We start from the raw sequence: 10,218 nt of genomic DNA on the forward strand, positions 1-10,218 counted from the left end.
CTACTTTAACTACTATTAATAATACCCTTATATATTTAATAGTTAAAGCACTGTAATTAAAAAATCCTAAACTTCGAGTACTTAGAGTACTCTAGTTTAGGATACTATGTTTAATACATCGCCACTTGGATGATTATGACCAATCATAATACTATTTGCGTTACTGAGTATCGCTGTTTTGAATATTTCTCTAGGGTGAATCACTGTTTGGTTAATAGAACCTATCGATAGTGTTTGAATATGTGTAGGTTCGTTTTTACTATTCATACATATAAGTATGAGATGTTCTCGGTCACTGTTTCCAATGAATGAACGCATAATTTCTGCCGCATCCTCAGAGTTTGAAATACGATTTTTTAGGTAACTTAATCTATCTGATTTTATCATTTGTAGTGAAACGATATTGATTTCTTTCATCGTTTACCTCCATATATGGGTTATGCTTTCAAAGTCCATTTTTGTCTTGCTTTTGGATTAAGAGGATGCATGATTTCATTGGTTGCTGGGTTTATGAGTTGTTTCACTTTCTTTTTATGTGGTTTCAACATCTCTAATACTTCATTGACGCGTGCTTCAACAACGGGCTTTTTAGCGTAAGCACCCCATGCTAATATCACTTCATCCGATTCTTTCACTACTTTCATAATATGAATATCAGTATGCTTATCATGACTATTTGCCATATGCTTTATATTTGTGGTTGTTATCATGTTTGAATATAGGTTCACAAAATTAATTGATCCGAAGTCTTTCATCTCAGATACTTTATTTAGAATTAATTGAGTCGTTAAATCTAATTTTTGGGTTCCTTCTAAATTTGGATAACAAGTTATAACTGAAATTATCTTTTTATCTTTGTCCCACGTTTTTTTGAGTAAATAACGATGTTGATTATCGTCACTAAATATTGCTTCAGTTTCTAATATACATTGTATATTCTGCATGATTGATGCCTCCTATTAATATTCTTCAGGTAGTAACATGACGTAATAAGAAAGGTCTACATCATCTTCTCGGATAATATAGACCTTATTTATATTGATAGCTTTTGAATAATTAGCTTTATGTGTTTTGATGTACTCAGGACGTTCTTGTTTGTGTTTGATACATAATTGATCATTATGCATGTTGAACTGGAAGATATGAAAGTAATCTATTGTTTCTAGTTCCTTGGACTGTTCGTTTTCACGTTGTGCTACTAGTTTCCATAATTGTTGTTGTAAGATGATAGGTAAGTTATTGTCAATACCTCGAGTAATATATCTATTCATAAGAGACTTCCTTTCGTTCTGATTCTTTCATCCAAATAATAACTTCACTAAGAATTGTAATGACTAATTGTGTAATTTTGATATATTTATGCATATTATTGTCCTCCTGTTAGTAAGTATCGTTGATCCAAAAGGGGCATGACTGTGTTGTGTAGATATAAGAAATCCATATCGTGATTTTCATCGATAAAGCCGATAGCTATGAGTTGTTTCTGATAATAGAGAATGAAAGGATAGAGATTTCTTTCGTGAAGTGTGTCAGAGTAGTAGGTATAGGTTTGAAGTATTTTATTACTAAGTGGACCAAGCCTTACATATTGGTCAGGTAGGATATTATTAGCGACTTCCTCGATAGATTCACATTCCCATTTTTCATTCTCTGGCAGATTGAATAAGTTGGTTATATAGTGCTTGAGATGTTGTTCTAATGTCATCATTATGACCTCCTAATGTGTTTGATTGATGTATGCATGTGTTACATCATTTTGATAATATATATTTGATTTTTATTTCATTTCTCGCACTTTTGTCACTAAAAGCTAAGTGGTAAAAGTGGTAATTTGATCGATAAAATAATCGTTTCGACCGTCTATTTCGAATTGGAATTTGGGCATAAAAAAAGACCCCCAATCTTTTTTCAAAGATTGAGGGATAAGACTTTCGTCAATTTTATACCTTACGAGTTTCACTTGTTTATCTGTCGTAATTTCAATTGAATCAATTAACATTTTCATAAGTTGATTTTTAGCTTCGGGTGTAGCTTCCCTTAAGTAGACACTAAATCGGCTAATCATCATGGTTAAACGGCTTTTCAGTTTATCAAAATTTGGTACTTCATCTTGTGATTCAGTAGCTTGTTGCGCTTCTTTAATTTGCTTATCTAGCATCTTTAGTTTTCCATTCATCTGACTTTGTTTTGCTTTTAACATTTCGCTATCCATTTGATCATCTAAGAACAATTCTAACAATCGTTCTTGTTGTGTTTTAAGCTTAGCTTTTTGTTTTTCTAAACTATCAATGTCATATTTAATTCCTGTTTGGTTACTATGCTTTTGTTTCAGTTCTTCTATCACATTTGACGCAATCTGCTTGATAATATCTGGTTGGGACAGAATACGATTCAAATGAACATTAATTACACGCTCGACGACTTCAGCATTAATCGCATTACTATGACAAGCAGAACTCCCAGAACGGTTAAATAATGAACAAATGTAATAACGCTTGATTGTTCGTTCTTTTGACTTTTTCGTTTTATAATAAGTTCGTCGACATACCATATTATTTCCGCATTCTGGGCATTTAATAAGGCCACGTAAGTAGAAATCTCCACCAATAGGTCGACCCGGTTTAAAACTTTTAGAAGCTAGTTTCTCATGAACTTGATCAAATACATCTTCACTTATAATGGCTTCATGCTTACCTTTGACCAATATCACATCATTTTCTTCACTTTTACCACTTCTTCGCTGAACAGCCCAATTTTGATGGTTATTGAATCTGACATAGCCTTTATAGACTGGATTATTCAAAATATATTTCACGCCGAACACTGAAAATGGTTTTTGATTAATGGTGCGATATCCTTTTTGATTTAGAATTGTCGTGATTGCTTTAAGTCCTTTATTGTGATTCAAATATAAATCAAAGATTTCCCGTACAATATTAGCTTCATTTTCATCGATAACCAAATCATTTTTCTGTGTCAATGGATTAAGTGATAATTTGTAGCCTAAAACACGACCGGTGATTGCCTCTCCACTACGCGCCTTAGCATTCATCGACATCTTGACATTACTGATCAGTGTTGAACGTTCGATTGATCCGATTAACCCAAACATTGTAACGAGTACTTCTCCAGAAGCATTGGATGTATCAATATTCTCAGAAATCGATTTATAACCTACGCCATGCTCTTTGAATTCATGAATAATATTAAAAACGTCTCTCATTGAGCGAGAAATACGATTCAATTTCCAACTTAATACCATTTCGATTTTATTATCTTTAACATCTTGTAATAGGCGTTTCATTGCTGGTCGACCTTCAATATTTTTACCTGATATACCAGAATCGATATAAGTTTCATAGTCATAACCTGGATAGTTTTTCACAACCTCTTTGATGAGTACTTGTTCTTGCTCATGGATTGAGTACCCATGCTCCGACTGCTCTGACGTACTAACGCGTGAATAAAGTGCAATTTTACCCTTCATATCATACCACTCCTTTTATTAGATTATTGCTACAGACCATCGGTCTTGTAACATCATATGGATAATATATATTTATAATTTCGTTTCATTTTTATCACTTTTACCACTTAATCATATGAGTACTACAGGCAACTGCCTATAGTACGTAATTAGCCTTACTTACCTTTATTGAGACGTTCTTCAATGATAGGTACAAGCACTTCTACAAATGCTTCAATTTGTTCATTATTCATCGTCAAAGTCCTCCCAATCAAAATCCAAATTCTCTTCATCTAATGCCTCATCGTCTGTTATATTTTCATTTTTATCTAATGAAATAATATTATCTTTTTTCGAAATATCATGAATCTCTTTTTTATCGGCTTCTTTCCAACCTAAATCAATCCAATAACCGTAGCCGTTGTATAGTTTGGTTTGAGTATCAAAGTTTGCTTGAATTAACTGTTTAATAACCTGAGAACTCACCTTTATTTCTTCATTAATAACTTTATTTAACTCGGATACTTTGATTCGTGATCCTGGTTTGATTTCTATAAGTTTTCTGAGTAAATTAATACACGCTTTCTGATTTGCAATACTTGCTGATTTACTAGAAACAAATTCATATCCAAAATTTAACCAATCGTGAGTAATTTCAGTGACACGACTATTTTCAAGGTACTCGATTTCTGCTTTTACAATCTGTTGATACACATACATCAAGTAAAGAAAGATTTCTTTCTTCTCACTCTGGAGCTTATCAATCAATGAAGTGTCCGCTTTTTCAACATAATATTCACATGGAATAACATTAATTCGACGCTCCAAAGCTTTCGCATGTTCAGCAGGAAAATTAAGTACCGCATTTGTACCAAAAACAAGTTTCAAATCCAAAGTGACCTCCACTTGAGTTTTTCCTTTACGATCAACATGCATTGATTCTACAGATAATAACTTTTTGAAGTCATTTACAATCTTTTCTTGAATCCTAGATTGCCCAATTTCATGACTTGCCATTAGACTTTTGTCAATTAAACTTTCCTTGTCAAAACGACCTTCAAGCTCATTAAGTGCCTTAGACACAATATCTTTACTATAGAAAAATGATTTAACTAGTTCAATATATACAGATTTACCATTCTTAGCTCCACCGTATAATATGAGACCCCTACGGTATTTAGTATTAGCTGTAAGTAATACTGCTGTATGTTGGAAAAGAAAATATTGTAAATCATGGTCATAATTCGCAAGTTGTAACATATATTGGTTAAAATAAGGCGGTATCTTATCAGTAATTACATCATTTGTACTTAATGATAAATTCAATCGTGTTTTTGGGAAAATATCGATTGAATTTTTAACGACTTGAAACGTATTAAGATCGAACATATTTTCACCACAACCAATATAGTGCTCATTCTCAACAAGTTCTTCTACATCTGTTGATTTTTGCAATCCATCTACGACATTTCTTAGAGTACTTAGTGAAGGCTTATAATCTACAAGCAATACTTGTATCATTTTAGATATCAAGTCTTGTAATTCATCTCCATTTATCTTTTGCCACCCGTTATCTTTGAAAACAAACAGTTCTGAATTAAAACGTTTGATATGAAAAACCTTTATCATCATTTCCATGAGTACTGTGTCATTGGGATTCTTCTTAATACCAAAATAGCTATAGATGTTAGGTCGATAGTCCGTATCTTTTGAGATGTTAAGTCGTAACTGATCGATAAGTTCGTTATACACGGTTTCACCTTGAGCCGTTTCTTCTATTTCATTGTCATTATTAACAGGAATAGTTAGGATAGCAATCAGACCTTGACGGTCGATTGCCTCCTTAGCCACACTTATTATTTTAGTTAACATTTCGAATATACTGGTCATTATAATATGCCTCCAGTTTCATTTAATGGTGCTACATCGTGTACATAATAATTACCATTATATTGACCAATATGGATTAAATGCTTTCGGTCAATGTAAGGTTCATACGTTTTATGACTCAGGTTATAGTTGCTATGACGTTTAAGCCAATCATGAATTGACAACTGATTAGCGCTCGGTTTTGTTGGAATATTACGATTCGCATATACAATCTGATTGTTCACTTCAATTTCATACGTGAATTGGTGCTTTATTTCACCTGAGAAATCTGTTTGGATCACAGAATGTAACGTAGCTACATATATATTATTTTCTTTGATTGGTGTACTACTTGGGATGTGTAGGCTTTGTCCTCTATCATTATTCATGGTCTACGCCTCCTATTTCTTCCACTGTCACATGTGCAAATTCACCATTGAACAACTGGTTAGCCGTATATTTCATTAACTGACCCACATTTTGTGCAATTTCTTCATCTTCACATTCAATCATAATCGCATCGTGTATCGGTATTATAATCTTGAACGTTTTTTGATCACACTGTGCTTTGTACACTTTTAGCAGAATGTGCTTGAAAATATAACTCGCTACAGTTTGTACGTAGATTGCCATAATACTGCTACCTTGAAATGCGCTCATATCATGTTCAATGCCGTAAGGCATAGGCATGGTTTTATGCTCTTCGATTTGTTTCTTAAGTTCAATGACTTTTGTAAATTGGCTGACCGCATCCAACCATTGCACTTCACTTACATAATGTTTCAACTTGAATTTAGGACTATTGAAGTTGCCACCAAATAGAAACGAACCAATAAATGCACGTTTAACAAATACTCGTAGCTCATCTGGTAAGTCTAATTCACTTAGCAATGTGTCATACAGTCCGTCTTTCTGATTTAAAAAGTCAATCAGTTTTGAATCTTGAGTCATGTACGCTACAACTGATGGTTCAAACGATTTAAAATCGACTGTATACACCTTCTTAAATTTTGAAGGTAAAATCGTATGTTGTACTGCTTTAGGTAAGCCTTGAAGATTAAAATTTTTAGTTGTAATTCGATGTGTTCGTGTACCAATCAACGATAATTGCGTATATAATCGATTCGTACCATTTAATGCCTGTTCTAACCTATCAAATAGCTTTTCGATCTTATCAGAATGTTCATCATTCTTGGCTCTTTCAAGCATTGTTGCTTTGATATCGGGTAATTTATCGATATTAAGCGAAATAGGTTCTGATTCAATCTCTTCCTTTAATGATTCCAATCCTTGATGTACTTCCACGTATTGGTCTAACTTAGCTTGTTCATCAGCTAAAAGTGCATTATATTGTTGATCTAGCTGCTGACTGAATTGTTGTTGCAATTGTTGAACGTCATCTTGGTTAGATGATTTGTCCATTAACCACTGCTGTGTTTTGTTACTTTGAGTCAACGACATCAGTTTGTCTCTTGTCTCCATGTAAATCTTCTCCTTTATAGTTAAAAGTGGCGCGCTCACTTTCAACTTAAAATTTGTTCAAAACGTTTTGACAAGACAATCTTAATACTAAATAGAGGTCGTTGATGAAGTGGCAAAAAAATTCAAAAAAATTCCCACCAAGCAAATAAGCTCAATCCCTTTATATGAGGGATTGAGCTTATAAATTATTAATCAACTTTCTACTTAACTTCAATTAGAGCTTTTCCGGTTATTCCTTCTTTTTAACAGTTGATTCTTAAATTGCTTCATTAACATTGCCATTGGGATGTTATTTTCGTGCGTCTTAGTCACTTCAATTTCATTATTATATGCATTATAAAATGATTTATATTCATTAATATAGCCATTTTTCATATCATTATAATGTTCAGTCTTATTAATGTATCGGTCTATCAATGTTACAACTTGCTGCATATCATCCATAAAATATTGAAACATTTCATTGTCTATGTATGAATGACTTTTCTGATTTAATACTGCTGCAGAATGAAAGTCTAATCGTTTACGTAACTCTAGTAAATGCTTTCTAATTTGTTCATCTTCATTAAAAAACTCAATATTGTCATTAATGACCTTTATCTTATTATCGAAGTCATATTTTTTAGATTGTTTATTTAAATTTTCCTTTTTGTTAAGCTCTTTATCTATCATCTTCGATACATCTCTAAGGAAATAATGCTCCATATCTCTAAATGTTTTTGTTCTATGATGCGGTTTAGCATTTCTCATTCCCCATCCATCCGCAGCTCGTTGAACTTTATTTAATATATTAATCAATAACCAATCTAATTGTTCATCTCTATCATATATAAATGCTCTCTCTTCATCTATACCTTCAGTTATTACATTATCTGTTAATTGATTTACAAAATAATTATATCGAAAATCATGCTGACTTGACCTTTCACTCGTTTGATGATGTTCATTAATTCGTTCATTATATTTGCTTTCTGAAAATGATGAATAAATAGTTTCGTGTATAGCAAGTGCAATTTTGTCACTTAATTCCACTTGTTTATCTATAGGTAATTGACTCATTACTTCAGAAGCTAATTGTAACTTATTGTTTATTTTACTCCCTGAATCAAACACTTTTTTTACATCTTGGTATGCTTTTTGTGCATGTATATGTAACTTTAATGGTTTAAATTCAATTTTATCTATGTCATTCTTAACATTTTTAATAAAATTCGCATATTGGGTAATATCAATATGCCCTATCGCATCTTTTCTCAACCTTACATCTTCATCCGTAATTGCTTTCGGTATATTATCATCTGTCATATTATTTAATAAGACACATAATATATCAAAAGCAACACCGTTGAAACTATATGCAGCTCTTTCGCTCTCGCCAGAATTTTTTTGGAATTTCTTCATATCAACCTTATAAATATCAACTAATTTATCAATTCTTTTCTGTAATTGAGCTTTATTTTTAAGACCTAAAGCTTTCTCAAGATCTTTTTTTGTATATGTTTTTTGAATTCTTTCTCTAAAAGTATTTTTCGTCATAATCTCAACTTTCCTTTTACTTTGTTTATATTAAACGCCTTACTAATATTATTTATCTTTAAACAAGAAAAATTAATATTTACTTTCCATTTAAAATTTCTATCGACTGCTCTAAACACTTTAGCATACCATCCATTATTTCCTTAACTTTTTGAGATGTAGTGAAATCACCAATACACGCAGTAACCATACCGTTGTCATAGTTAGTTATACCTGAAGATATATACTGTGGATGTTGATTATGGGTAATGTCGTGTCTATGTTTAGCTGCATTTTCAAACTCATGGGAATTACGGATTTTATCTAGTGCATAAAATTTTAATGAATCTTTATCTTTAAGTTTATTTATTGCTTTATGAAAACTAATTTCATGACTTTTTAATTGTATATCATAAATATTTACTATAATATGTCCCAGTAACTCAAATATGCTAAACCCTTGAAAAAAGAAATATTCAGAAAAGTAATTAAAATTAAATTGTTTAGTAAAGTCTTCGTCTTTAAAATTAGGAAAAAATTCAACTGATTGTCCTTTTGAACCAGGTGACTTATACCAAATTTCATCAGGTATACGTTGATTATAGTAGAATAACATGTATGTATAATTTCGAATTAGAAGGTTCATGCGATTAAATAACATATTTTGCCAATACTCGATTTCGTGACTTTTTGTTAAATCAAAAAATGAATCAGTTTTCTCAAAATCAAAGGATAAGTTTTCTAATATAGAGTAATTAAATGGGATCTGATCATGCAAATCATTCATGTTAGCAGATTCAATATGTTGTAACGGATGGATTATATTTGTCATTATAGCAAACCTCCTTTTGTGCAATATTACTATTTATAATCTAATTTACACACCAAAATATTAATAATTTAAGGCTACTTAACTTGTATATTTAATATTATATATATTTGTCTGGACGCTAAGCTTTGGTTTCACCTTCACATACTTTTCTCAAAGAAGTTATAGTGTTTTTTAATATCTGCCTTTTATTTTATTTAAAAAGCGTTTCCACTTTCTTTTAATAATACTTATTTTACTTTCTCTACCAAGTTTAAATCGTTTTCTAAATTGATCTTCAAATGAATCTAAATATCGTTCATAATATAGCACTTTTCTTTTATATTCATGAGTGAAAATATTTTCAAAATTTAAGTTTTCTTCATTATCCACACAAAAATCAACCATATTATTCAAATAACTTAAATCGCTTTCATATTCATGGACACATTCTATAGTTTTGGCTACAAAATCATAATCAAAAAATACCTGGTTAGTGCTAAAAATATTATTAAAATCATGTTTTAACTCTTCCATCAGTCTGACATGTTGTTTCAGACTTAAAAGTTTTCTATAATTTATATTTTGCAAATAAAGATCTTGATATTCTTGATTTAAATCTTTTAATAAATCTTGATTAACTCTTTCAAAAGTTCCTTCTTGTGTAAATGGAGTTCTGTACGCTCCTATCATTTTCTTAACTGAAATAAAACATTCTGTATAAATTGGATAAAGTGTTTCTAAATTTAACTTTGTATTAGCAATTCTGGTATCAACGTATAACCTTATCCATTCTTTAGAGCCATATAAAACTACTCCAGTTATCAATGCTGTCCATATATTATTTTCCATTAATTCACCTCATATTATATTTTTTACAACCTATTTTTTAGCTTTATTTATGATACGCTTCTGCGTATCGGTTAATGATGCGGTTTTTAATTATATAATTTCAATTAATAAGGTAATGAACAGTTTTTTGATAAATGTTATTCTTCTAAAATTCTTTTTAATTTACACACTAAAAAATATCCTCCTTAACAATAATAAGTTATTTAAATTATTGATTAAGGAGGAT

General features: G+C 31.1%; 11 protein-coding genes. All 11 read right to left on the bottom strand.

Features of this window, described 5'->3' with window-relative positions; all coding sequences use genetic code 11:
• Positions 1-96 precede the first annotated feature (96 nt).
• On the bottom strand, positions 97-417 hold the full coding sequence (locus tag KA909_RS13060; protein ID WP_210130306.1) for a JAB domain-containing protein: 321 nt from the start codon (positions 415-417) through the stop codon (positions 97-99).
• Between the two features lie 20 nt (positions 418-437).
• Positions 438-944 (bottom strand): DUF1643 domain-containing protein, encoded by a 507-nt coding sequence (locus KA909_RS13065; protein ID WP_044291531.1) that lies wholly within the window; start codon positions 942-944, stop codon positions 438-440.
• 15 nt (positions 945-959) lie between these two features.
• Positions 960-1,271, bottom strand: a complete 312-nt coding sequence (locus KA909_RS13070; RefSeq protein WP_044291529.1) for a DUF960 family protein — start codon at positions 1,269-1,271, stop codon at positions 960-962.
• A 95-nt stretch (positions 1,272-1,366) separates the two neighbouring features.
• Positions 1,367-1,705 (bottom strand): SAUGI family uracil-DNA glycosylase inhibitor, encoded by a 339-nt coding sequence (locus KA909_RS13075; RefSeq protein ID WP_044291525.1) that lies wholly within the window; start codon positions 1,703-1,705, stop codon positions 1,367-1,369.
• Between the two features lie 105 nt (positions 1,706-1,810).
• Positions 1,811-3,487, bottom strand: a complete 1,677-nt coding sequence (gene ccrC / locus KA909_RS13080; RefSeq protein ID WP_210130307.1) for a cassette chromosome recombinase CcrC — start codon at positions 3,485-3,487, stop codon at positions 1,811-1,813.
• A gap of 225 nt (positions 3,488-3,712) precedes the next feature.
• On the bottom strand, positions 3,713-5,356 hold the full coding sequence (locus KA909_RS13085) for a DUF5906 domain-containing protein (protein WP_210130308.1): 1,644 nt from the start codon (positions 5,354-5,356) through the stop codon (positions 3,713-3,715).
• A complete protein-coding gene (locus KA909_RS13090) occupies positions 5,356-5,724 on the bottom strand; it encodes a hypothetical protein (RefSeq protein ID WP_210125637.1) in 369 nt (122 codons plus the stop codon). The genes KA909_RS13085 and KA909_RS13090 overlap by 1 nt, the downstream gene beginning before the upstream one ends.
• Positions 5,717-6,817 carry a DNA polymerase gene (locus tag KA909_RS13095; RefSeq protein WP_210125635.1) on the bottom strand — a complete coding sequence of 367 codons (1,101 nt, stop codon included), beginning with the start codon at positions 6,815-6,817 and terminating at the stop codon, positions 5,717-5,719. The genes KA909_RS13090 and KA909_RS13095 overlap by 8 nt, the downstream gene beginning before the upstream one ends.
• 210 nt (positions 6,818-7,027) lie before the next feature.
• Complete coding sequence (locus KA909_RS13100; RefSeq protein ID WP_210130309.1) at positions 7,028-8,353, bottom strand: DUF6038 family protein; 1,326 nt, start codon at positions 8,351-8,353, stop codon at positions 7,028-7,030.
• 79 nt (positions 8,354-8,432) lie between these two features.
• Positions 8,433-9,164: a Cthe_2314 family HEPN domain-containing protein gene (locus KA909_RS13105; protein WP_210125631.1), complete on the bottom strand. Its 732-nt coding sequence runs from the start codon at positions 9,162-9,164 to the stop codon at positions 8,433-8,435.
• A gap of 171 nt (positions 9,165-9,335) precedes the next feature.
• On the bottom strand, positions 9,336-9,992 hold the full coding sequence (locus KA909_RS13110; RefSeq protein ID WP_050958479.1) for a hypothetical protein: 657 nt from the start codon (positions 9,990-9,992) through the stop codon (positions 9,336-9,338).
• Positions 9,993-10,218 lie beyond the last annotated feature (226 nt).

This window comes from Staphylococcus sp. GDX8P54P (assembly GCF_017893165.1).
Taxonomy (GTDB): Bacteria; Bacillota; Bacilli; order Staphylococcales; family Staphylococcaceae; genus Staphylococcus; species Staphylococcus borealis.

Coding starts and splice junctions, on each gene's coding strand:
- KA909_RS13065 (WP_044291531.1), bottom strand. CDS start 944: ATGCAGAATATACAATGTATATTAGAAACTGAAGCAATATTTAGTGAC.
- KA909_RS13070 (WP_044291529.1), bottom strand. CDS start 1,271: ATGAATAGATATATTACTCGAGGTATTGACAATAACTTACCTATCATC.
- KA909_RS13105 (WP_210125631.1), bottom strand. CDS start 9,164: ATGACAAATATAATCCATCCGTTACAACATATTGAATCTGCTAACATG.
- KA909_RS13095 (WP_210125635.1), bottom strand. CDS start 6,817: ATGGAGACAAGAGACAAACTGATGTCGTTGACTCAAAGTAACAAAACA.
- KA909_RS13075 (WP_044291525.1), bottom strand. CDS start 1,705: ATGACATTAGAACAACATCTCAAGCACTATATAACCAACTTATTCAAT.
- KA909_RS13110 (WP_050958479.1), bottom strand. CDS start 9,992: ATGGAAAATAATATATGGACAGCATTGATAACTGGAGTAGTTTTATAT.
- ccrC (WP_210130307.1), bottom strand. CDS start 3,487: ATGAAGGGTAAAATTGCACTTTATTCACGCGTTAGTACGTCAGAGCAG.
- KA909_RS13100 (WP_210130309.1), bottom strand. CDS start 8,353: ATGACGAAAAATACTTTTAGAGAAAGAATTCAAAAAACATATACAAAA.
- KA909_RS13090 (WP_210125637.1), bottom strand. CDS start 5,724: ATGAATAATGATAGAGGACAAAGCCTACACATCCCAAGTAGTACACCA.
- KA909_RS13060 (WP_210130306.1), bottom strand. CDS start 417: ATGAAAGAAATCAATATCGTTTCACTACAAATGATAAAATCAGATAGA.
- KA909_RS13085 (WP_210130308.1), bottom strand. CDS start 5,356: ATGACCAGTATATTCGAAATGTTAACTAAAATAATAAGTGTGGCTAAG.